At 66.1% G+C, this 23,287-nt stretch carries 19 protein-coding genes; 7 read left to right on the top strand and 12 right to left on the bottom strand.

Annotated elements, in window-relative coordinates:
* Positions 1–6: 6 nt before the first annotated feature.
* Complete coding sequence (locus AC5O77_RS19300) at positions 7–1,140, bottom strand: agmatine deiminase family protein (protein WP_478056884.1); 1,134 nt, start codon at positions 1,138–1,140, stop codon at positions 7–9.
* A 105-nt stretch (positions 1,141–1,245) separates the two neighbouring features.
* Between AC5O77_RS19300 and AC5O77_RS19295 the strand changes: the two genes are divergently transcribed.
* Positions 1,246–2,130: a LysR family transcriptional regulator gene (locus AC5O77_RS19295; protein ID WP_478056885.1), complete on the top strand. Its 885-nt coding sequence runs from the start codon at positions 1,246–1,248 to the stop codon at positions 2,128–2,130.
* On the opposite strand, the gene AC5O77_RS19290 is transcribed toward AC5O77_RS19295, so the two are convergent.
* Both AC5O77_RS19290 and AC5O77_RS19285 read right to left on the bottom strand, forming a co-directional pair.
* The gene (locus tag AC5O77_RS19290) at positions 2,105–2,893 is read right to left on the bottom strand and encodes an SGNH/GDSL hydrolase family protein (RefSeq protein WP_478056886.1); all 789 of its coding nucleotides are present in this window, start codon (positions 2,891–2,893) and stop codon (positions 2,105–2,107) included. The two genes, AC5O77_RS19295 and AC5O77_RS19290, sit on opposite strands and share 26 nt — an antisense overlap.
* A gap of 49 nt (positions 2,894–2,942) precedes the next feature.
* Positions 2,943–3,908 (bottom strand): DUF2268 domain-containing putative Zn-dependent protease, encoded by a 966-nt coding sequence (locus AC5O77_RS19285; protein ID WP_478056887.1) that lies wholly within the window; start codon positions 3,906–3,908, stop codon positions 2,943–2,945.
* Positions 3,909–4,046: 138 nt separating this feature from the next.
* Here AC5O77_RS19285 and AC5O77_RS19280 point away from each other — a divergent pair, with 138 nt between their 5' ends.
* Entirely contained in the window at positions 4,047–5,030 is a 984-nt protein-coding gene (locus AC5O77_RS19280; RefSeq protein ID WP_478056888.1) for a hypothetical protein, read from the top strand.
* Positions 5,031–5,040: 10 nt separating this feature from the next.
* Here AC5O77_RS19280 and AC5O77_RS19275 read toward each other — a convergent pair whose 3' ends face one another.
* The 3 genes from AC5O77_RS19275 to AC5O77_RS19265 form a co-directional block, all read right to left on the bottom strand.
* Positions 5,041–5,361 (bottom strand): hypothetical protein, encoded by a 321-nt coding sequence (locus AC5O77_RS19275; protein ID WP_182266377.1) that lies wholly within the window; start codon positions 5,359–5,361, stop codon positions 5,041–5,043.
* A gap of 215 nt (positions 5,362–5,576) precedes the next feature.
* Complete coding sequence (locus AC5O77_RS19270) at positions 5,577–8,039, bottom strand: S9 family peptidase (protein ID WP_478056889.1); 2,463 nt, start codon at positions 8,037–8,039, stop codon at positions 5,577–5,579.
* Positions 8,040–8,205: 166 nt separating this feature from the next.
* Positions 8,206–8,535: a hypothetical protein gene (locus tag AC5O77_RS19265; RefSeq protein ID WP_006376346.1), complete on the bottom strand. Its 330-nt coding sequence runs from the start codon at positions 8,533–8,535 to the stop codon at positions 8,206–8,208.
* Positions 8,536–9,107: 572 nt separating this feature from the next.
* On the opposite strand from AC5O77_RS19265, the gene AC5O77_RS19260 reads away from it, so the two are divergent.
* The 4 genes from AC5O77_RS19260 to AC5O77_RS19245 all read left to right on the top strand — a co-directional run bounded on the left by AC5O77_RS19260 (position 9,108) and on the right by AC5O77_RS19245 (position 12,265).
* On the top strand, positions 9,108–9,614 hold the full coding sequence (locus AC5O77_RS19260; protein ID WP_223224724.1) for a hypothetical protein: 507 nt from the start codon (positions 9,108–9,110) through the stop codon (positions 9,612–9,614).
* A 15-nt stretch (positions 9,615–9,629) separates the two neighbouring features.
* The gene (locus AC5O77_RS19255; protein WP_478056890.1) at positions 9,630–11,048 is read left to right on the top strand and encodes an XVIPCD domain-containing protein; all 1,419 of its coding nucleotides are present in this window, start codon (positions 9,630–9,632) and stop codon (positions 11,046–11,048) included.
* A gap of 70 nt (positions 11,049–11,118) precedes the next feature.
* Entirely contained in the window at positions 11,119–11,895 is a 777-nt protein-coding gene (locus tag AC5O77_RS19250; RefSeq protein WP_071227479.1) for a HipA family kinase, read from the top strand.
* On the top strand, positions 11,873–12,265 hold the full coding sequence (locus tag AC5O77_RS19245) for a DUF3037 domain-containing protein (protein WP_478056891.1): 393 nt from the start codon (positions 11,873–11,875) through the stop codon (positions 12,263–12,265). The genes AC5O77_RS19250 and AC5O77_RS19245 overlap by 23 nt, the downstream gene beginning before the upstream one ends.
* Before the next feature lie 25 nt (positions 12,266–12,290).
* On the opposite strand, the gene AC5O77_RS19240 is transcribed toward AC5O77_RS19245, so the two are convergent.
* Both AC5O77_RS19240 and AC5O77_RS19235 read right to left on the bottom strand, forming a co-directional pair.
* Complete coding sequence (locus AC5O77_RS19240; protein WP_478056892.1) at positions 12,291–12,800, bottom strand: DUF4952 domain-containing protein; 510 nt, start codon at positions 12,798–12,800, stop codon at positions 12,291–12,293.
* A gap of 51 nt (positions 12,801–12,851) precedes the next feature.
* Positions 12,852–13,757, bottom strand: coding sequence for a LysR substrate-binding domain-containing protein (locus tag AC5O77_RS19235; RefSeq protein WP_478056893.1), 906 nt, complete (start codon positions 13,755–13,757; stop codon positions 12,852–12,854).
* Positions 13,758–13,875: 118 nt separating this feature from the next.
* Between AC5O77_RS19235 and AC5O77_RS19230 the strand changes: the two genes are divergently transcribed.
* Complete coding sequence (locus tag AC5O77_RS19230; RefSeq protein ID WP_478056894.1) at positions 13,876–14,865, top strand: zinc-dependent alcohol dehydrogenase family protein; 990 nt, start codon at positions 13,876–13,878, stop codon at positions 14,863–14,865.
* Positions 14,866–14,915: 50 nt separating this feature from the next.
* Here AC5O77_RS19230 and AC5O77_RS19225 read toward each other — a convergent pair whose 3' ends face one another.
* The 4 genes from AC5O77_RS19225 to gyrA form a co-directional block, all read right to left on the bottom strand.
* A complete protein-coding gene (locus AC5O77_RS19225) occupies positions 14,916–16,547 on the bottom strand; it encodes a peptidoglycan-binding domain-containing protein (protein WP_478056895.1) in 1,632 nt (543 codons plus the stop codon).
* Positions 16,548–16,594: 47 nt separating this feature from the next.
* Positions 16,595–17,683 carry a lysozyme inhibitor LprI family protein gene (locus AC5O77_RS19220; protein ID WP_478056896.1) on the bottom strand — a complete coding sequence of 363 codons (1,089 nt, stop codon included), beginning with the start codon at positions 17,681–17,683 and terminating at the stop codon, positions 16,595–16,597.
* Positions 17,684–17,808: 125 nt separating this feature from the next.
* A complete protein-coding gene (locus AC5O77_RS19215) occupies positions 17,809–20,337 on the bottom strand; it encodes a membrane-bound PQQ-dependent dehydrogenase, glucose/quinate/shikimate family (RefSeq protein WP_478056897.1) in 2,529 nt (842 codons plus the stop codon).
* 131 nt (positions 20,338–20,468) lie between these two features.
* Positions 20,469–23,183, bottom strand: a complete 2,715-nt coding sequence (gene gyrA, locus AC5O77_RS19210; RefSeq protein ID WP_049400193.1) for a DNA gyrase subunit A — start codon at positions 23,181–23,183, stop codon at positions 20,469–20,471.
* Positions 23,184–23,287 lie beyond the last annotated feature (104 nt).

Here is a 23,287-nt window from a genome sequence, read left to right as displayed (position 1 = left end):
GGCGCGTCAGCCCACCTTCGGCATGTTCTTGGTCACGCAATGGATGCCGCCACCGCCGCCCGCGATGGCATCGATATCCACCTGCTCGATCACGCGGCCGGGATACATGTCTTCCAGTAGTTCGCGGCAGAATCCATCGGCTTCGTCGTCTCCGAACTGCGGCGCGACCACTGCGCCGTTGATCGGCAGGTAGTTGATGTAGCCCATCGCAAGATCATCGTTGTCGCGGGTATGCACGTTATCGCGCCCGTCCAGCGGCGGCGGCAGCGTATGCACCTGCAGGCGACGGCCATCGGCATCGGTGGCCCCGCGCAGGATCCGCAGATGCTCGCGGGTCAGGTCGTAATCGTAGGACTCCGGATCGTTGTCCAGGTTGGCGATCACCACGCCCGGCCGCACGAAACGCGCATAGAAGTCCACGTGCGCATCGGTGATGTCCTTGCCGGCGATGCCGGGCAGCCAGATCACCTTGCGCAGGCCCAGGTGATGCTTCAGCTCGGCCTCGATATCCGCGCGCGACCAGTCCGGATTGCGGTTGCGGTTGACCCAGCAGCTTTCGGTGAGGATGGCCGTGCCATGGCCATCGACTTCGATGCCACCGCCCTCGCCCACCAGATCGCTTTCCAGCAGCGTCGCACCGGTCACCTGTGCCAGCCACGGCGCCACCGCGCCATCGTTGCGCGCGCTCTGCTTGCCACCCCAGCCGTTGAAGTTGAGGTCGACCAGGCCCAGGCCGCCCTTGTCATTGGTGACGAAGCACCCACCATAGTCGCGCACCCAGATGTCATCCAGCGGCACCTCAAGGAACTCGATGTTGTCGCGGCCACAGCGATCCTGCGCCTGCTTCAACTGCGCCGGGCGGCACAGCACGCTGACCGGCTGGTGGCGGGCGATGATACGGGCCAGCCGCGCCACGGCGGTGTTCACCGCATCGGCTTGCGCGCCCCACACCCGCGGCTGCGCGGCGAAGGCAAGGAACACGCGTTCCTGTGGGCCGTGCTCGTCCGGCATGCGCCAAGTCCCCGCACCTGGCCCTGCTGCAGCCACGCGACCCGGCAGCCCGGCCAGGCCCAGAGCAGCCAGGCCGCCAAGGCCGGCGGCGCCCGCCAGCTGGGTGAGGAAGTGACGACGGTTGCTCATGACAGGCTCCATGGCCGGTGTGGGATGGGCGCTATGCTGCGCTTGCCGACACATAAGAACAAACGATAGATTCAGCCATCAACTGAACAGTTTTACTTATCTGAAATGCTCAAGCACTGGCCACCGCTGAACGCCCTGCGGGGTTTCGAGGCTGCCGCCCGGCTGGGCAGTTTCCACCGTGCGGCGGAGGAACTGCACCTGACCCAGTCGGCCATCAGCCAGCAGATCCGGGGCCTGGAAGCGTCGCTGCAGCAGCCGTTGTTCTTCCGGCAGGGCCGCAGCGTCACCCTCACCGATGCCGGCATCGACCTGCTGGAAACAACGCAGGCGCTGCTGCGGCAGCTGGCCAGCGGCATCCGCCGGCTCGATCAGTACCGCAAGCCCAATCAACTGATCGTCAACACCAGCCCGGCCTTCGCCCGCCATTGGCTGGTACCACGCCTGGCCGGGTTCCACCGCCTGCATCCCGACGCCGACCTATGGCTGCTGACCAGCGAGGAAGCACCAGACATGACCACGCAGACGCTGGACGTGGCGGTGCGTGATGACCTCGACTCACAGGCGCAGTGCCAGCATCGCGTGCTGCTGCAGGACCGCCTCTATCCGGCCTGCCATCCGGCCCTGCTCGCCACACCGGCGCACGAACGCCTCACCCTGCATGGCGAGCGCGAGATGGACTGGAGCCAATGGCAGGTGCAGGGTGGCGCCGATGTCGGCCAGCGCCGCGAGGGAATGAATTTCTCCGAGCCCGGGCAGTTGCTGGATGCCGCGTGCCAAGGGCTGGGTATCGCATTGGTCAGCGAGCTGCTGGCAGCCCGAGCCTGCGAACAAGGCCTGCTGCAACCATTGGATGATGCACGCGTGCGCGGCCCGCGCTGGAGCTGGCTGGTGCACGAGGACAGCGCGGCCGATCCGCTGGTGATCAGCTTCTGTGAGTGGCTGCTGGCAAGCCTGCCCGGCGGAGCTACTTCTGCTGCAGCGCGCGCTTGACCGCCGCCTCGGCAAGCGGCGCCATCACCGCATAGCCCTTCGCCGTAGGATGCACGCCATCCTCGGCGAGCTGCGGGTCCAGTCCGCCGATCGCATTGGCCATCGGCGTGTAGTAGTCCAGATAGACCAGCTGCTGTGCATCGGCATAGCGCTTCAACGCCGTGTTCAATGCACGCACCTTGGGCGCAGGTGCTGTGCCCGGCAGCCACGGGTAATCGCTGACCGGCAGCACTGATGCCAGTACTACGGCGATGCCATGTGCACGGGCAAGGTTCACCATCGCGTGCAGGTTGTCTTCGATCATCGCCTGCGTGGATGGGCCAGTGTTGCCTGCAATGTCGTTGGTGCCGGCCAGGATCACCACCACCTGTGGCTTCAGTGCCAGTACGTCCTGCGGGAAACGCACCAGCATCTGCGCCGTGGTCTGGCCGCTGATGCCGCGGTTGAGCCAGCCCTTGCCGGGGAAGAAACCGGCACTGCCCTCCCTGCCCCAGCCCTCGGTGATGGAGTCACCGAAGAACACCACGCGCGGCTGGCCGGGCACCGCATCAGGTAGGTGCGCATTGGCATCACGATAGCGTTGCAGCTCCGGCCAATCGGCCAGGCGCTGCTGCATGAAGCGCACTTCGTCGGGGCGTAGCTGGTCGATGGGCGTCTGCAGTAGCGGGTTGACTGCGACGGCCTCAGCGGCGCCCAGCGGAGAAGCCAACGCGAGGCCCAACGTCACGACAGTGGCAGTGGCAAGCTCAACAGGTCCACGCATGCGGGTACTCCAGAAATCATCTTCAGCAGTCTAACGCCCCACCCTGTGCTCAGCGTGCAGCCGTACGCGCCGCCACACCCGTGACTTTCGCCGGCATCCACATACCCGGCGTCCAGCCGCTGGCGGCCAGGATCGCCTTCGGGTTGTCCTGCTGGATCAGCGCGCGCACCGCGCCCCGCTTGTCCTTGGCCTGCAGGTAATAGGCCTTGGCGATGCGGTAGCCCACCCAGTAACCCAGGTCATAGGGCTCCTGCGAGCCCGGCTTGTAGTTGTACAGCCACGGCGACAGATCGGTGCTGTCCAGATCCAGCGCGAACGCGCTTTCGATATGCACTTCCCGGCCGCGCGTCCACGCCGCGTGGCGCCCATTGCCGACGTTGCCGGAAATCAGTTCGGTGATGAACTCGGCGATGCCTTCGCCCAGCGACACGCGCAGCACGGTCGCGCGCGGATCTCCCGGTTCGAAGTCGCTCAGGCCGGTCTGCTGGATGTGCACGTACTCGTGTGCGATCACGTGCACGAAGCGGTCCTGCACTTTGGGATTCATGAAATCGGCTGCGCACAGCGCTTCCAGGCCGATGATCACGCCGCTTTTCGAGGTCAGCCCCACAGGCCGGCCACGGCCGACGGCGATGGTCACCGGCGGGAACCGGGTCTGCGGGTAGATCGCCTGCAGGTTGGCGAACACCTGTACCAGGCGCTGCTTGACCGCCGGCAGCTCGGCCAGGCAGCTTCGCCCCTGCGCATACAGCTCGGGCTGGCTGGCAATGGACTCGGCCATCCGTTCGGGAGTGACCCGACGCGCCTTGGCCAGCTCCGCCAGGCCCGTCGAACCTTCGGCCATGTATCCACGCAGCTGCGCAATGCTGGGTTTACCGCCGGCACTATCGTAAAGCGCGTAGAAACGACTGACATCCTCGGTGAGGATCTGCGGCCCCGCCGGAACTGCCGCCGTGGCCACGCCCATCGCCCCGGCACAGGCCAGGGCCAACAGGCCGCGCAATATCATGGACATCGCTCCGTCCTTGGTGGAGTGCATGCGAAGCGCGCAATCTATCACTCCGCACGGCCAACCGCAGCAGGCGGATGCGGGCACCCCGGCGCTGTGCCAGACTCGCTTTGGCACCTGCCACGGAAGATGGAGCACCGCACGATGATGATCGTTCCCGCGTACTGGGCCGAAGCCCGCCTGCAGGCTCGTTTCCGCGGCCGGCCGGTGGTCGTGCGCCGCTTCGGCTGGTCCGATGAGGGCCCTGCCGAGGCCCAGGGACATGCCGACCGCCGTGCCAACGAAGCGCTCAATGCCATCCTTGCCGGGCAGGCACTGCCACGCCGCGAAGTACGCAGCAATTACGGCGTGGAAGGGGTACCGATCCGCGAGCAGATCGTGCTGCGCGACGGCGACGTCATCATCACCCGCAACAGCTATGGCGCACTGTGCCTCAACAGCCCGGACGTACTGTTCGCCGACATCGACCATGCGCAACCACCGGCAGGTTGCGTGATGCCGGCCATCGTTGCGGCGGTCGTGCTGCTTGCCGGCGCCGTCACCGGCACGCTGCTGTGGCATTGGCTGGTGGGACTGGTGCTGGGCGTGGCGGCGGTGGTTCTGGTCAATGCGGCATTGCTGATGCGCCGCAGGCAGCGGCTGGCCGCCGCCGGGGGCGCCGAGGGGTTGGCGCTGCGACGCGTGGAAGCCTTCAGCGAACAACACCCCGACTGGCATCTGCGCGCCTACCGGACGCCTGCGGGACTGCGTGTACTGGCGATGCATGCCACGTTCTCCCCGGAGGACGAGCAGCTGCAGGCATTCTTCAAGGCACTTGGCACCGATACCCTGTACGCGCGCATGTGCCGGCTGCAGCATTGCTTCCGTGCGCGACTGACACCGAAGCCGTGGCGCGTCGGCCTGAAGTACCGCATCCGCCCGCCAGTGGCCGCGTGGTCATCCGAACAGGCCAACAATCCGGATCGATTGGCCTGGATTGCCGAGTACGAAAAGAAGAGCGCCGGCTTCGCAGCCTGCGCTTATCTACGCAGTTTCGGCGATACCACCCGGGTGCATGCCAAGGCCGAGCACGTGCGCGACCTGCATGACAGGTTATCCCACGCGCAGGACCGCCTACCGCTGGCGTGAGGGCGGGTGCTCAGTCAGCGCTCTGCACGAACGGCTGCCCTGCCAGGGTAGTGCCCAGCCGCACCGCGATCTGTTGACCGTCCTTTTCGAAGGTCGTCGCACACTGCTTTCCGTCCTTCTGGCATCCGACTTCCGGAAAGCCCTCCAGCGACTCCGGCGCGCCCTGCGCAGGTTTCGCCTGCCAGCCTGCAGCATCCAGCAGGCGCTTGGCCTTGGCGTAAGGCATGCCGGCGATGATGCCCAATTGCGTCAGCTCAGCAGGAAACGACTGAGCATATGCCGTTGAAACCAGGGCCAACGACAACGTTGCAGCAAGGAGAATGGCTTTCATTGCACCGACCTGGAACGAGCGATCAGGTTCAGCCTAGACCATTTGCGTGGCATGCGAATGTGCCGGTAACACGTCGTTACCGAGTCTCCACAGTTGATTGCAGAGCACGTGCATCTGTTTACATGCGAACAGCAGCCGAGCATGCCTCAGCTCTACAGGATGCAGGAAGGCCGCCCGAAGGCGGCCTCGTGCAAAGCAGTCGAGCTCGCTCGACGCTACTTGGCGTTCTTCACGTAGGTGTCGAACCAGTTCAGCATCTCCGACACCAGCTGCTCGTTCGATTCCAGCGCGGTGTACCAGTGCGGCTCGTTCGGCAGCATCACCAGGCGGGTGGTGCCGCCGTTGCCGCGGATCGCTTGGTACAGCTTGCGCGACTGGAATGGCTCGGTGCCCGGGTTGGCATCGTCCTCACCGTGGACCAGCAGCAGCGGCAGCTTGATCTTGTCGGCATAGAAGAACGGCGAGGCCTTCAGGTACACGTCCTGCGCCTGCCATACCGAGCGACGCTCGTTCTGGAAGCCGAACGGGGTAAAGGTCTTGTTGTACGAACCGCTGGTGGCCACGCCGGCCTTGAACAGGTTGGTGTGCGCGATCAGGTTGGCGGTCATCAGGCCGCCGTGGCTGTGGCCGGTCACGCCGATGCGGTTGCGGTCGACCACGCCCATGTCCACGGCCTTGTCCACCGCCGCCTTGGCGTCGGCTTCCAGCTGCTCCAGGTAGGTGTCATAGGCATTCTTCGGGTCGCCCACGATCGGGAACGAGGCGTTGTCGATGATCGCGTAGCCGGCCAGCAGCATCAGGCGGTACGGCTGCAGGCGGGTGAAGGTCTGCTGCGAACCGGACACCTGCCCCGCCTGCGCGGCGTTGGCGAAGTCGGCCGGGTAGGCGTACAGGATCGCCGGTACGCGCTGACCTTCCTTGTAGCCGGGCGGCGTGTACAGGGTGAACGACAGGTCCACGCCGTCGGCACGCTTGTAGGTCACCAGCTGCTTCTTGATCTGACGCACTTCCGGGGTCGGGTCGACCAGTTTGGTCAGCGCGGTCGTGGTCGACGCGAACTGCGCCTCGCCGGCCTTCGCATCGGCCACTGCCTCACCCTGCTGGCGGATGAAGGCGTTCGGCGGATCGATCACCGACTGGTGCCAGGTCAGGTAGCGGCCCGGCGTGTTGCTGAAACCGAGGAACTGTTCGTAGGCATCGGCGCTGCTGCGGAACAAGCGCTCGCTCTTCAGCGTACCCAGGTCCAGGCGGTCCAGGAACGGGCGATCGCCCTGCGGTGAGGCACCACGGCCGCTGAGGAACACGTGGTTGCCGTCCTGACGCACGACCTGCGCGCCATTCGGCAGGCGGGTGAAGACCAGGTTGCCGGGGTTGCCGTACAGCTCATCGCTGGACATGTCCCACAGCAGGCGGCCTTCCTTCTTCGGCTGGTCCACATCGACGATGCGGGTCTGCACCCAGTGGCGGTTCTCGTCGTTCTCATACTGGAAAGCCACGGCCGGATCAGCGGTCCATGCAAAACCTTCGAAGCGCTGTGCGGTACGGGTGATTTCGGTCGGCTTGCCGTTGAACGGGGCCTTCAGCATCAGCACGCGGTCACGATGCGGCACGTTGACCTTCCAGTCGCCCTTGTCCAGCGCTTCGGCGTAGACCAGGGTGGCCGGATCGGTGGCACGCCAGTCGAAACCGCGCGGGCCCTCCGGCACGCCGTGCACCGGCACGCGGTCGGCCAACGGCAGGCTGGCGATCGGCGTGCTGCGGCCGTTGCTGATATCCAGCACTGCCACATCATTGGCGAAACGCTGGTAGGTCACGGCATGCGAGTACGGTGCCTTGATCGACTCGGTCAGCACGTGCACGCCATCGGGCGCGGCGCTGACCTCGTTGAACAGCGCCGGCTGCCCGACCGGGCGCACGCTGCCCGCGGCAGTGTCGACCACGGCCAACTGCGAGGCGCCGTAGTAAGCGAACAGCTTTTCGTCATGCACGCTGGTCAGCGTGTCGCGGACCTCATAGGTGCTGCTTTCACCGCTGCTGCCCAGCGACTCCTGCGCATCCGGACCGGTCGGCACGCCACCGTTGGACGGCGACGGACCCTGATTGGCCGGCACCAGTTTCACCAGCAGGTTCTGGCTGCCACCCAGCCACTGCACGGTGTAGCCGAAGATCGGGTTCAGCTGCACGTTCGGCACCTGCTTCACCTGGCCGGTGGCCGCATCGCCCACCCACAGCTGCACGCTGGTATCGACCGCATTCTGGAAGGCGAAATGGCTGCCGTCGGCCGACCACAGCGCGCCAGTGGCGCAGCCCTGTGGCAGGTTGACCTTGGTTTCCTTGCCGCTGCCGATATCGACCAGGGTGAAGTCGGCCACGCAGGCCGGAATACCGTAGCCGCCGGGAGTGTCATGGCGACTGCGGTTCTTCGGCTCCAGACGTACACCGGCCAGCTTCAGGTACGGCTGGGCGACGCGGCTGATCGACGGGTAGGTCTGCGCGGTGGTCAGCAGCAGGCGCTGGCCGCCCGGGGCCACGTTCGGTGCCGGCGGCGGCGGTGCCTTCAGCACCTTGAGCAGGTGTTCCGGCGGCTTCGCGTAATCGGCAAGCGCCGGGCCTGCGGCCAGCAGGCCGACGGTGGCAACGGCAACAGCCGCCGCCAGAGAGGTTCGACGGATCAGCATCCTTATCCCCTGGGTGTGAATGGGTACCCGGAATCGGGCATGGCCCCGAATCTAGCACCGCAGGGGTTGTCGTGAATGGGCCGGAAGGGCTAGTGGCCGGATGGGGCAAAGTGCAGCTCCGGCAGGTGCCGGGGAGCTGCAGGCACCTGCCAGACTTGGCCTGGCACTACTGCTGGGCGTGCAGGTCCCAGGCGGTGAGATAGTCCGGGTCGACCACGATCATGCCGCTGTTGCTCATCCGGTACTCTCCCGGCTGGGCCGGCAGGTACTGGTCGAGCATCGGCGGCAGATAACGCTCGTGGCCATCGTTCTCGTCGGCCAGCACCACGCCTTCATCGGCACTGATGCGCAGCACCGTTCCCGCGTACTGCTCCAGTCCCTGCACCTGGCCGTCGCCGCCGTAGCGGGTCACCCCGACCAGCACCAGTTTTCCGATCATTTCCTCGACCTTGGCGTCGTCCAGGGCCGGCAGCATTCGTTCGTATTGGTCGCTCATCGGTGCACCTCCAAAGCCTGCAGGATCATCATGGACAAGCCAGCCTCTGCGCTGCGAAGGCCATCGGGCAACGCAGGGGACAATCTGGCGGGCGTATGTCTGTATTGCAGGGCCGGCAAGAGCATGCCGGGACCGCATCGGGTGAACAGTGGCAGATGCTGTGGGTGGCGGCCATCCGTGCCGGCAAAGTGGCCGTATCAGACCAGGGTCAACACCACGCGTTGCAGTGCATGCAGGGTAAAGCGTGACAGCTGCGCAGTTGTTGCATGACGGCCTCCTGTTGAAGGTCACACGCGAAGTTGATGCTCCATGGACCCGATGCTGACATCTCGCGCGGAATGGTCAAGTGAAGAATGCGCACCCGTTCACCTTTTGTAACGCATTCGGGTGCCTCGATTACGCTTAACCTCTGCTTCATCCGGCTGGCCCTAGGGTCAGCCTTCAATCTGCAAGGAACGCACATGCCCCGGTACGCATTCATACGACCGTGGACGCTCGCACTTTCAGCGGCCACGCTCTGCGCCTGCGCACATGCCGCCGACCGCACGCCGACTTCTCAAGGAACCGACACCATGGCCCCCGCCGTATCCGAGACCACTTCGCCCTCCCCGCTCAATGCCGAGCAGTTGCTGCTGCGCCTGCTGGACCTGATCAAGGTCACGACCTCCACCCGCGAGCTCACCGCCGAGCGCCTGTCCGCGGCAATGCAGGCGCCGGCGCAGGTCTTCGGCCCCGGCCACTTCGGCTATGGCGGCACGCTGACACCGGAATGGGGCTATGGACTGGAAGTGCAGCGGGCCGGCACTGCCGACGCGCGGCTGGACCTGAACTTCATGGACACCAGCAGCGATCGCAAAGCCTCGGCCGCGGCGATCTGCCAGGTCGACTTCAATCACTTCGCTTCGGCACTGGATGCCGCCGGCTTCAAGCGCGAGACGGTGCGCGGCGAACACGGCCGGGTGATCTACGATCGCTTCGATCGACCGCAGCTGAGCATCAAGGTCGACACGATGCCCGAGAACCCCCACGCCCTTGGCGACGCCACGCATGCCTGCGTGCGTCTTGTCACCGTGCAGTAAGGGGAGACATCAATGATGACCCTTTCCGCAGAAACGGAACGCCTGCTGGGCGAGTTCGCCGGCAAGACCGACGTCACCAGCGACCAGGTCGACAACCTGCGCAGCGTCATCGCGGGCTCGCCCGTGCTGGCAAAGCAGGTGGACGCCGCCATCGCGGCAGGCTACCTGCAACGCTTCGAACTGTTGCCCGCCACAAGCAACGCGGGTGGCACCTACGAGACCGGCACGAAATCCATCAACCTGCCCGCCAGCAGCTTGTCGACCCCGTCGGCCCCGGACAGGTTCGACGCGGCCGAGGTTGCCTTTGTGCTCGGTCACGAGATCCAGCACGGCTTCAACGATGCTGATGTCGAGCGCGCCTACGTGCAGTTCGAAGCCGACGTGGAGCAGGTCGCGGGCCGTACAACGAGCCATGATTACACCGAGGCCATCGGCACCCTGCTCGCGGCCAACCGCCGCGATGAGGCTTCTTCGAACATCGCAGGCTGGAATGCGCTGGTCAGCCAGGTACGTGCCAACAACCCGGACGCTACCCTGCGCGACCTGTATGAAGCCAGCACCCGCTCGACAGATGTCATCCAGTCGCGACCCGGCCCGCCGATCACCTATGCCCCGCACCCGGAGCTGACCCTCAATGCGGACCTGACCATCTCCCCCACCGCAGCCAACATCGAGGGAATGGCCAGGCACTATTACGATCAGGGCGTCAGCACCGGCCTGGGCCATCATGGGAATTCGGACTACCAGAATTTCTACGGCGCCCTGGCGATCGGACTGGCCAGCGGATTCGAGGCCGCGAATCCAGCGCCCGATGGCGTCAGCCGGATGGAAGTGAACATGAAGAAGCTGGGCCTGGATGAGCGCCTGCTGGAGCAGAACGGGCTCAACCTCGGCGAGGGCTCGCCCCCGCGCCAGCCCTACTTCGATACCAGTACCTCGCCGTCGACGCTGCATTACTTCGACCACACTGAGGGCACGCATACGCATGTGCCGATCACCACACAGCATGCGGTGGAGGGCGATGGCTTACCGACGCTGCTTGCGGAAGGCCGTGACCGTTCGCTGCACGAGCAGATCCGCGGCAAGGTAGCTGAGCTGGATGCTGCCAACGGACGCAGTTTCGATGCGTCCAGCGAGCGCCTGAGTGCCAGCCTGCTGGTGCTGGCCCGCGAAAACGGGCTGGACCGGGTCGACCATGTGGTGCTCAGCCGCCAGACCGAGGGTGCGGGCGCGGCACAGAACATCTTTGTGGTGAAGGGGCCGCTGGATGATCCGGCCTCGCTGCGCGCCTCATCACCCACTGCCGAGGCCGCCCAGCGTCCGGTGCAGGACAGCCTGGATACGCTTGCCGTGGTCAACCAGCGGCAGGCCGATCAGGCCACGCAGGAACAGGTCCGCGTGCAGGAGCAGCAGCGCGGCGCGCTGACGCACTGACGGGGAACGACATGGAGCCGCCGGGACGCGCCCGGCGCTCCCTTGGCGGCACCCACGCTAGAATGCGCGCATGCGCACCGTACATGCCCTCCGCTACATCACCCCCTTGCGGGAAGGTGGCTCCCTGCCGGCCGTGGTCGAGACCGACGACGACGGCATGGCCGTGCTGAAGTTCCGTGGCGCCGGCCAGGGCCCGAAGGCGCTGATCGCCGAGCTGATCGCCGGCGAAATGGCGCGCACGCTGGGCCTGCCGATTCCGGAGATCCTGTTCGTGGAGCTGGACCGCGAGTTCGCCCGCACCGAGCCCGACCCGGAGATCCAGGAACTGATACGCGCCAGTGAAGGTTTGAACCTGGGCCTGGACTACCTGCCCGGTGCGATCAACTACGACCCGGCGGCGATGCCGGTGGATGCCGACCTGGCCTCGCGCATCGTCTGGTTCGATGCGTTCACCAGCAATGTCGATCGCACCACGCGCAATCCCAACCTGATGGTGTGGCATCGAAAGCTGTACCTGATCGACCACGGTGCGGCCATGTACTTCCATCACGACTGGGCCAATGCTGGCGATGCCTGCGAAAAGCCGTTCGTGCTGATCCGCGACCATGTGCTGCTGTCGTTCGCCAGCCGCATCGCCGAAGTGGATGCCGAGCTGGCCGCGCACCTGACCGATGCCGAGATCGAGCGCATCGTCGGCCTGGTGCCGGACAGCTGGCTGGTGAATGAGCCCGCGTTCGACAGCCCGCAGGCCTACCGGCAGGGTTATATCAACTACCTCAAGCACCGCCTGAAAGTGCGTGCGGTGTTCGTGCAGGAGGCCATCCGTGCCCACGCTGCACACGTATGACTACGCCGTCATCCGCGTGGTACCGCGGGTGGAGCGCGAGGAATTCATCAACGTCGGGGTGATCGTCTCCTGTCCCGGCGCGCGTCATCTGGAGGCGGCCATCGAGATCGATCCGGCACGCCTGCACGCCTTCGCGCCAGCGCTGGACCAGGAGGCGCTGCAGCCATGGCTGGATGCGATCGTGGCGATCTGCCGCGGCGATGCCAGCGCCGGGCCGATCGCGCAGCTGCCGGCGCGCGCGCGCTTCCATTTCCTCACCGCCAAGCGCAGCTCGGTCGTGCAGATGTCGAGCACGCATGTGGGCCGCACGGCAGAGCCGGCGGGTGTGGTGGAACACTTGATGACGAAGATGGTGCGGGTGCCGGAATGACAAGGCTGCGTCCGCCGCATCGGCGCTAGGGACTCTGCCGAAATACCTCAACCGTTACATTGAATGCCTCGATGCGATGCCATTCGCTCCGCGCGTGCGGCAGGGATTCCACGCCCATGCCGATCTGGTACCTCACCGCGTCCGGACCTTCGCGCCAGTAATAGGGTGCACCGTTGCTCCAACCGCAGCAGACGTAACGCAACGCAGGCAGGCCGAACGTTGCGTGCAGGAAGGCTTCGACCTTCGCTGCCCCGGCACCCGCAACCCGATAGTGGGCTTCCATCGGCTTGATGTAGGACGCATCGTCCTGGCTGCAGCCGGTGTATTCCAGTCCTTCGGGTTTCCGTCCCATTGCCTGCAGGAAGTCCTGGCAGACCGCGTCAGGTCGGGCCAGGCCGTCGGCACGGCCGTGCGCCTCCCACTCCGCCAGCGCCTGCGCTGGACCTTCGGCACCCAGCAGACGGGTGCCGAACAGCAATGCGGGCAGTACCGGCAGCATGAAACGCGCGAGGCGTTCCGGCCATGGAGGCGACATGAGGGGGCGATCCTTCGCGGTTGATGGAAACCATGCTAACCGATGGTCGCGCTATCGCCGTGCCATGGTCTGTTCGTTGAACCACGCCACGCAGAAGTCGAGGAAGCTGCGCAGCTTGGGTGTCAGCTGGCGATCGCGTGGATACACCAGGTTGATCCAGGTCGACACCGGCACGTACGCCGGCAGCACTTCCACCAGTTCACCACGCGCCAATGCTCCGGCCAGCATTTCGTGCGGTTGCAGGATCAGCCCCAGCCCTCCGATGGCGGCGGTCAGCAACGGCTCGGCCTGATTGACCAGGAAGCGGCTGGACACCGGCACGGTCAGCACGCTGCCATCGGTATCGCGGAAACTCCAGCGCGTGCGGATGATCGAATGTGCGAATCCCAGGCACTCGTGTCGGCTCAGATCGGTCGGATGGGTAATGGCCGGACGTGAAGCGAGATAACCCGGCGACGCACACAGCGCCAGCGGATACGGCCCCAACCGTCGCGCCACCAACCCGCTGTCGGCCAGATCGCCGGTGCGGAACACCAGGTCAAAGCCGTCTTCAACGATATCCACCAGGCTGTTGGACAGGTTCAGATCGACCTGCACGTCCGGGTACTGCTGCAGGTAAGCCACCACCGCCGGGCCCAGCGCGTGCACGCCGAAGGTGACCGGTGCGCTGATGCGCAGGCGCCCCATCGGCCGCCCGCGCGCCACTTCGGCCAGTTGCTCGGCCGCCTCCACTTCTTCCAGGATCACCCGCGCACGGGCCAGATAGGCCTGGCCGAAGTCGGTCAGGCTCTGCTTGCGCGTGGTGCGGTTGAGCAGGCGCACGCCCAGGTGGTGTTCCAGCGACTGCACGTGTTTGCCGACCAGCTGTGGCGACAGGTCCAGCGCGTCGGCAGCCGCGGCGAAGGAGCCGACCTCGGCCACTTTGACGAATGTACGCAGGGGAGCGATCAGGTCCATTGCAAACAATTGTTTTTCAATGAAACGCCAGATTACCCCTTATTCTGGATGCAGGCCACGCGCACAGTAGCCCTCACCTTTCCGCCGGCCCCAGCGCCGGCCTTGCCCAGGAGCCCCCATGAGCCAGATTGTCCGCATCCACGAATACGGCAATGCCGATGTACTGCGCATCGACGACATCGACGTCCCCGCCCCCGCCGCCGACGAAGTCCAGATCCGGGTCAAGGCCATCGGCCTGAACCGCGCCGAGGTGATGTTCCGCAACGGCGCCTACCTGCAGGAGGCGCAGTTCCCCAGCCGGCTGGGCTACGAAGCGGCCGGCGTGGTCGAAGCCATCGGCAGTGCCGTGAGCGGATTCGCCGCGGGCGATGCGGTCAGCGTGGTACCGCCGCTGGATATCGCCCGCTGGGGCACCTACGGCGAACTGGCCAACGTGCCGGCACGACTGGTGGTCAAGCACCCGCAGGCACTGGACTTTGAAACGGCCGCCGCGGTGTGGATGCAGTACGTCACCGCCTGGGGTGCGCTGCTGGAGCAGGCGCATCTGTCCGCCGGGGATTTCGTCATCATCACCGCTGCCAGCAGCAGCGTCGGCCTGGCCGCGATCCAGATCGCCAATGCAGTGGGTGCCACGCCGATCGCAGTAACGCGTGGTCCGGGCAAGCGCCAGGCGTTGCTCGATACCGGCGCCACCCATGTCATCGCCACCGAGGAGCAGGACCTGGCAGCCGAAGTGGCGCGCATCACCGGCGGTGCCGGTGCCCGCGTGGTGTTCGATCCGATCGGTGGCCCGCAGTTCGTGCCGCTGACCGAGGCGATGGCGCGTGGCGGCATCCTGCTGGAGTACGGCGCACTGAGCAGCGAACCCACTCCGTTCCCGTTGTTCAACGTGCTGGGCAAGTCGCTGACGCTGAAGGGCTACCTGTACTCGGAAATCGTCTCCGACGATGCCGCGCTGGCGCGTGCCAAGGCGTTCATCGTCGATGGCCTGGACAAGGGCACGCTGGCACCGAAGATCGCCAGGGTGTTCCCGTTCGCGCAGATCAAGGACGCACACCGTTACCTGGAATCGAACGAGCAGATCGGCAAGGTGGTGGTGACGCTGTAATCCCCTGGCGGCAGCGACAGGCCCACAACGGGCGCGTCGCTGCCGCAGGCTCAGGCCATTGAAGGCCCGCGGCTCTCATGCTGGCGGCTGTCGAGGGCGAGCTGGTGCTCGCGCTGCCGGTTATCGGTGGACAGATCGTTCACCGTGTCCTCCATCGAGCGCGCGGGCTGCGCCGTATCCACGCTGGCGCGCTCACCTGGAATCAACCCGGCGACCCACAGGCGATCTCCGGCCATCATCACCCGGTCGACGCGCCCGGCATCGTCGATGCCATTGCGCTTGGATTCCAGTACCGCCTGCATCACGTGCTCGTCGCCGATGCTGCCAGGCGCCCCCTGGCGGATGCGCTCGAACAGCGCTGCATCCCTGGGCGACAGCGATTCCACGCCATTGGGCCACGATGTGGGCTCCGGCGTGGCCGGACCAGCGACCGGTGGATTCGCCGCCGCCTGCTGCCGCGCCTGCACCTGCTCCGGCTGGAACTCCGCCCGCGTATAGGGCGGACGTTGCGGCGGCCAGTTCTCCGCGCGGTCGAACTCGGTGGTCGGCGCATGCTCGCGAGCGACGGCAGCATCGTTCAACTGCCGGCGCGCATCCGCGTCGATGATGCCGCCCGGGCGCAACGGCAGGCCGTAGTCCTGCTGGAAGGTGCGCATGGCCGTCTGCATGCCGGCATCAAACGTGCGCGCCTCGCGCTCGACACGTGGATCCGGTTCGGTCAGGTACCCCAACGCTTCCAGTTGGCGGCGCATCTCGAACACCGGCTCGCCCTTCTCACCGGGCCCCAGGTTGCCGTCGGCCAGCGGCCCGGTCAGGTCGGTCACCGTACGGCGCTTGAAGTCCGGATCGACCGCCAGCGTGTCGGTGCGCATGCGCTCCAGCAATGCATCGTCGATGCGGCCATTGGCCGGACTGATGCCCCGCGCGGTCTGGAAGCGGCGCACGGCCTGCTCGGTGGAGGTGCCAAAATCACCGTCGGGCTTGATCGCGGCATTGGCGTTGTTGCGGATGTCCAGCCGCTGCAGGTACTGCTGCGCTTCCAGCACCTGCTGGTTGGCGTCACCCCGGTGCAGGTCCAACGCCCCGGCGGGCGCCTGGAGGGTTGGCACCGGCATCTGGAAGCCTGGCTGCTGCACACGCTGGACCAGGCCGGCGACCTGGGATTCCCATCCAGTGGCCAGCGTGGCGATGGCGTCCGGATAAGGACTGCCGTTGATCAGCTCACCGCCATTGACCGAGGCCCGCGCCTGCCGGTAGTCGGCATGGTTGGCGTTGACGTTGTCGGACAACCGCGCGCCGAACATGCCATCGCGCATCCCCACCACCAGCACCTTGGTGGCGATTTCCGCCTGGGCTGCCCGTTCCGGATGCTCGACCAGCTCGCGGCCCATTCCCAGGGCCTCACCCAGCCGCTCGTAGTTGTTGACGTGGGTAAGGTGGGCAAAGCCCCGGCCAAAATACTCCTCGCCACCGAAGTAGCGCAGATCCACCGCCTGCTTCCTGCCCCAGTCTTCCTCGGGTGCGGCGAAATCACGCGATTCGTGCTGCGCCGTGGCCAGCACATAGGCAATCTGCCGATGGTCGGTAATGCCGTTGTCGATGCAGGTACGCACGATCATCTCGACCGACTGGTCCCGGGTCAGGCCGAAGCCCACCCCACCTTTTCCATAGCCTTCGCTCATCCTTCAGCTCTCCAGTTCCGGAACGCATCCGTTCGTCAGGGGACGGCCTACTTCAGCAGGTCCGATTCGGTAGGGGCCTCGCCCCTGCAGGTGTCATAGCGTCGCTGCAGCAGCGTGTGCGGCTCGGTTCCGCGCAGCTGGATGACCTTGTCCTCGCGCTCGCACGGGCTGACCTTCGCACGCAGCACGAACCGGCCATTATCGATATGGTCGATGTCGCGCCCACCGATGGCCGCTTCCAATGCCTTGGCACGCACATAGCGGTTGCCCTTGGCGTCGAACAGATAGAACGCATGCACCGGAACGTTGTAGACACCGTTGTTGTCCTGCCATACCTGCAGGTCCGGCACGCCATCGCCATTGAAATCCGAAGCGGTCAGCAGCACGGCGGCCGCCCCCCGGCCGTCGGCGCCGGCGCGGGTCAGGCGCGGCTGCACGCCCGTGACCGCCACGTTGCGCCCGCCACGGGTCACGCTCATGCTGCGCACCCGGCAGGTCGTCACGTTGTCGGTGCCACTGCAATCGGCCACCTGGAAACCCACCTGCAGTGCAGGCGTGATCCTGCCCTCGCCGGGCCGCAGGACGATCCTGCCCTGTTTGTCGGGCGCGGCATCGGCGGTATGCACAGCGGCCTGCGCGGGCGCCGGGGCCGCCTTGGCTTCCGCCACCAGCGCCGCCGCACCGCCGCCCTGCAACTGGCGGGCACGCAGCAGGGTCATGTGCGTGCGGCACTGCTGTGCATCCAGCTGGACAACGGCCGTGCCACCTTCCGGGCAGCGACTGTCGCGCTGGCGCAGCCATTTCCGCTGCAGGTCGCGCAGCACCTGCTGGTCACTGGCCGTCAGCGCGGAGCGCGCCGCGCTGTAGGCGGCGTTGAGCGCATCGTCGTGCACCTTGAATTCAGCGTCGGCACAACGACGCTGGGCGTCCAGCGCGTTGCCCGCAGCCGCCATGCAGGGCGCATGGGCGGGGCTCAGATAGCGCGCATCGCCCGCGATCAGTTCGGCACCGCTGGGTACCTTGCGTACGGCGGGCTGGGGTGACGCCTGCGCGCTTGCCCCCAGGCACGGGCCAAGCAGAAGCAGTCCTGCCAGCAACCGGGTGACGCGCCCCGGCAGGCGTTCAGAGTTCAGCATGCGTTTCCTTCCCTGGGGGCGTTGGCCGGCCCCGTCCTGTTCCGATGATGGATGCTGCCCGCTCGCCAGCGCAACTTCAGCGACAGCGGTCACAGCCCCGCATGCCGTGTTCAGGCCGGCAGCCGCTATTTCGGCAGGGCGAAGGCCATCACGTAATCGCCGTTCGGGGTTTCCATGAAATGGTGGCCGCCGGCCATGATCACCACGTACTGGCGCCCGCCCTGCGCGTACACCATCGGCGTGGCCTGGCCGCCAGCAGGCAACTTGGCGTGCCACAGCTCCTTGCCGGTCTTCAGGTCGATGGCACGCAGCAGGTCATCGGTGGCGGCGGCGATGAAGATCAGTCCGCTGGCAGTCACCACCGAACCGCCATTGTTCGGCGTGCCGATCTCGATCGGCAGGCCGGAGCGGATGCCGAACGGTCCGTTGCCGCGCGCACTGCCGAACGGACGGTCCCACAGCAGCTTGCCGGTGCGCAGGTCGATGGCACGGATGCCGCCATAGGGCGGCTGCTTGCACAGCAAACCGGTGAACGGCAGGCGCCAACCGGCATTGACCTGGATGGCGTAGGGCGTGCCCACCTGCGGGTCACCCGCGCCTTCTGCTCCGCCCTTGTCGAACCGGATCTTTTCGCGCGGCAGCCAGCCCAGCCGGTCGGCCTCCGCGCGTGGCACCAGCCGGTTGTAGTTCGGCATGTCGTTGTAGTTGGCCACGATCACACCGCGGCGCGTATCGATGGACACACTGCCCCAGTCCGAGCCGCCGTTGTAGCCGGGGTACTCGATGGAATGGCGCTCGCTGCTCGGCGGCGTGTAGAACCCTTCGTAGTAGGCCTTGCGGAACTGGATGCGGCAGACCAGCTGGTCGATCGGGGTGATGCCCCACATGTCGCGCTCGGTCAGCTCATGCTCGCGGCGCAACGTGTGATACAGCGAGAACAGTTGCGTGGGCGAGCGCTGCTCGGGTTCAACACCACCGATGGGCACCTTGCGCTCTTCGGCCGCGGTCAGAAGCTGGCCGTTGCGGCGGTCGAGGATGTAGATGTCGCCCTGCTTGGTCGGCAACAGGATCGCCGGCACTTTGCCGGCAGCGGTCGGGTAATCGATCAGGCTGGCCTGCGAACCCAGGTCGTAATCCCACACGTCCTTGCGCACCGCCTGGAAATGCCAGACCGGCTTGCCGGTGGCCACGTCGATCGCCACCAGTGACGTCGCATAGCGGTTCTGGGTTTCCGTGCGTGAGCCGCTCCAGTAGTCACCCGCGGAATTGCCCAGCGGCAGGTAGACCAGGCCCAGCGCCTCATCACCGGTGGCGGTGGTCCACATGTTGGGCGTGCCGCGCGTATAAGTCTGCTCGCGCGGCGGCAGACCGCTGCGCTCGGGCTGGTCCATGTCCCACGCCCAGCGCAGCTTGCCGGTGATGGCATCGTAGGCCTGGATCACGCCCGACGGCGCATCGCGGCGCTGCCCGTCCAGCACCTGGTGACCGGTCACGATCACGCCACGCACGATGGCCGGTGGCGAGGTGATCGACACGTAACCCGGTGGCACCTCGCCCATGCCCAGGGTGATGTCGACCTGGCCGTTGTTGCCGAAGTTGGCGCAGGGGCGGCCGCTGTCCGCGTCCACCGCGATGATGCGGCCGTCCAGCGTGCCTTCGATAATGCGCGCCCAGCAGGCCGGACGGGTGCCCGGCGCAGCACTGCGGGTGACGCTGGGCAGCGGTTCCGGCAACGCCAGATCGGCCGCGGCATCGGCCAGCGTGGCATCGGCAAGGACCGGCGTGCGGGGCTGCTCGTAGTAGCTCACCCCACGGCAGGCGGCGGTGTACGGGATCGAAGCGTCCTTCACCTTGGGGTCGAAGCGCCACAGTTCCTTGCCGCTGGCGGCATCGAGTGCGATCAGGCGGTTGCGCGCGGTGCACAGGTAAAGGCGATCGCCGATCTTCAGCGGCGTGGTTTCCGCGCCCCAGCGATTCTTGGGCATATCGCCGGTACGGAACTGCCAGGCTGGCTGCAACGTGGCCACATTGGCCGGGGTGATCTGCTGCAGCGGCGAATAGCGGGTGGCGGCGTTGCTGCGGCCCCACGCCGGCCAGTCGCCCTCGGCGGGCTGGTCAGCCGGCTGCAGGCCCGTGGTATCACGCGTAGGTTCCAGTCCGGCGCTGACCGCGCCTTCCGGGAACGGCTGATGCCCATCCACTTCACCATGCGGCGCAAAGGCCAGGCCGAAGGCGGCTACGAACACCAGCATCAGCACACCCGCCACGCTGCGCGACAGGCGTTTGGAGACCGGCTCGTGCAAGGTGGGCGCCAGCAAGGCCAGCACGATGCCGAGTGCGGTCACCAGGCCCAGCCGTGGCACCCAGCGCCAGTAGTCGCTGCCTGACTCCCACCAGGTCCACAGCAGCGTGCCGATGAACACCAGCGCATACAGCAATGCACCGCTGCGGCGGTTGCCGAACAACAGGATGCCGCTGGCCAGCAGGCCGAGCCCGGCGATGGCGTAGTACGCCGAGCCGCCAAGGCTGAGCAGCCACGCACCGAGCCCGCCGATGACCAGGCCGAGCACGACCAGCAGCAGCGACAGCACGGTGACAAGGGGATGCCGGGAGGCGCGAACGGGTGCAGGAGCGGACTGCGGCGTGGCGGACATCGTCGATCTCCGGTGGCAGCATGCGCCGTTATCCCACCGCCTGCGTGAAGCGCGCGCGTATGTGCGGCATCCGGATACGACGACGCCGGCACAGGGCCGGCGTCGTCGGGTACCTCAGGCTCGCGGCAGGATCACTCCTGCGCGGCGTCCTCGCTGCTGGCAGCCGCCGGTGCGCCGTCGGTCGCGGCCGGGGCGGCGACGGCCACCTCGTCCTCGTCCTCGTCGATCGAGGCATCCATGCGCTCCACCGCCTGCAGCTTCTCGTCCTTGGACAGGCGGATCAGGGTCACGCCCTGGGTGTTGCGGCCAACGCGGCTGATTTCCGAGCCACGCGTACGCACCAGGGTGCCACCATCGGAGATCAGCAGCACTTCGTCGCTGGAGCCCATCAGCACTGCGGCGACCAGCTTGCCGTTGCGCTCGGTGGTCTGGATGCCGATCACGCCCTGCGTGCCACGGCCCTTGCGCGGGTAGTCCGGCAGCGGGGTGCGCTTGCCGTAGCCGTTCTCGGTGGCGGTGAGGATGTACTGCACGCTGGCGTCATCGGCGCCGTCGATCACCGCATCGCCATTGGCTGCGGTTTCCTCGACACCGTTGTCGTCCTCGTTCTCATCCTCGCTGCCACCGGCACTCTCGGCCACGATCAGACTGACCACTTCCTCGCCGGCCGGCATCTTGATGCCACGCACGCCGGTTGCGGTACGGCCCATCGAGCGGACCTTGTCTTCACCGAAGCGCACGGTCTTGCCGTTGGAGGCGAACAGCAGGATGTCGCGCTCGCCATCGGTCAGGCCGACGCCGACCAGGGCATCGCCCTCGTCCAGATTGATTGCGATCTTGCCGCGCGCCAGACGGAAGGCGAACTCGCCCAGCGGGGTCTTCTTGACCGTACCGTTCTTGGTGGCGAAGAACACGAACTGGCCATCGGCGTATTCGCGCACCGGCAGCACGGCCTGCACGCGTTCGCCCGGCTCCAGCGGGATCCAGTTGATGATCGGACGGCCGCGGGCATTGGAACCGGCTTCGGGCAGCTGGTAGACCGGCAGCCAGAACACCTTGCCCGAGCTGGTGAAGGTCAGCAGCGTATCGTGCGTGTTGACCAGCCACAGCTGTTCGATGAAATCCTCTTCCTTGGTCGCTGCCGCACTGCGGCCACGGCCGCCACGGCGCTGTGCGCGGTACACGCTCACCGGCTGCCGCTTCACGTAACCGGCATGCGACACGGTGACCACCACGTCTTCCGGCGCGATCAGGTCGAGGATGTCCAGGTCTTCTTCGCTGTGGCGGATTTCGGTACGACGCTCATCGCCGAACTCGGCCTTGACGTTGACCAGCTCCTCGCGGATCACCTGCAGCAGGCGGTCGGGATCTTCCAGGATGTGGATCAGCCCGGCGATCACTTCCAGCAGCTGCTTGTACTCGTCGGTCAGGCGGTCCTGCTCCAGCCCGGTCAGGCGGTGCAGGCGCATTTCCAGGATCTGGGTGGCCTGGATCTCGGTCAGCTGGTAGCCGCCCTCGATCAGGCCCACGCCCTTGGGCAGGTCTTCCGGGCGCGAGGCTTCGGCACCGGCGGCACCCAGCATCGCACCGACCAGGCCCGGCTCCCACACGCGCGCCAGCATGCGCTCGCGTGCTTCATTCGGGTTCGGCGAGGTCTTGATCAGCTCGATCATCTCGTCGATGTTGGCCAGCGCAACGGTCAGGCCTTCCAGCACGTGGGCACGGGCGCGCGCCTTGCGCAGCTCGAACACGGTGCGACGGGTGACCACTTCGCGACGGTGGCGGACGAACGCCTCCAGCATCTGCTTGAGGTTCATCAACTGCGGGCGGCCATCGACCAGCGCCACCATGTTGATGCCGAACACCGATTCCATCTGCGTCTGCTGGTACAGGTTGTTCAGCACAACCTCGGCAGATTCACCGCGCTTGATCTCGATGTAGATGCGCATGCCGTCCTTGTCGGACTCATCGCGCAGCTCGCTGATGCCTTCGATCTTCTTTTCCTTGACCAGCTCGGCGATCTTCTCGATCAGACGCGCCTTGTTCACCTGGTAAGGAATTTCAGTGACGATGATCGATTCGCGGCCGTTGTCGGCCACTTCGATATCGGCCTTGGCACGGATGCGCACACGGCCGCGGCCGGTGCGATAGCCGGCGACGATGCCGGCAGTGCCATTGATGATGCCGGCAGTCGGGAAATCCGGGCCCGGGATGTACTCCATCAGGCCGTCGACATCGATTTCCGGATTATCAATCAGCGCGATGCAGGCGTTGATCGATTCGCTCAGGTTGTGCGGCGGGATGTTGGTCGCCATGCCCACCGCGATACCGGCCGAACCGTTGACCAGCAGGTTCGGGAACCGGGTCGGCATGACCGTCGGCTCCAGTTCCTTCTCGTCGTAGTTGGGCTGGAAATCGACGGTTTCCTTGTCGATGTCCGCCATCAGCTCATGCGCGAGGCGCGACATGCGCGCTTCGGTGTATCGCATCGCCGCGGCGGAGTCGCCATCGATCGAGCCGAAGTTACCCTGGCCATCGACCAGCATGTAACGCAGCGAGAACGGCTGTGCCAGGCGCACCAGCGTGTCGTACACCGACTGATCGCCATGCGGGTGGTACTTACCGATGACGTCACCGACGATACGCGCCGACTTGAAGTAAGGCTTGTTGCTGTGCGCGTTGAGTTCGTTCATCGCGAACAGTACGCGGCGATGCACCGGCTTGAGGCCATCGCGCGCATCCGGGAGCGCGCGGCCCACGATCACGCTCATGGCGTAATCGAGGTAGCTCTTGCGCATCTCGTCTTCCAGGTTGACCTGGATGATTTCCTTGGCGTTTTCTGCCATTCGGGTTCCGTTGTCTGGTAGCGGTCCAGTCCGGCGCAGCCCTCTGCGGGAGGGGGTCGTGCCGGAACCTCGATTCAACCTGTGGCTGTCTCTTATACACATCT

The organism is Stenotrophomonas sp. INTA L402-1 (assembly GCF_059295135.1).
The sequence above is the reverse complement of the archived record's forward strand: the minus strand, read 5'-3'. Positions and strand labels throughout refer to the sequence as shown.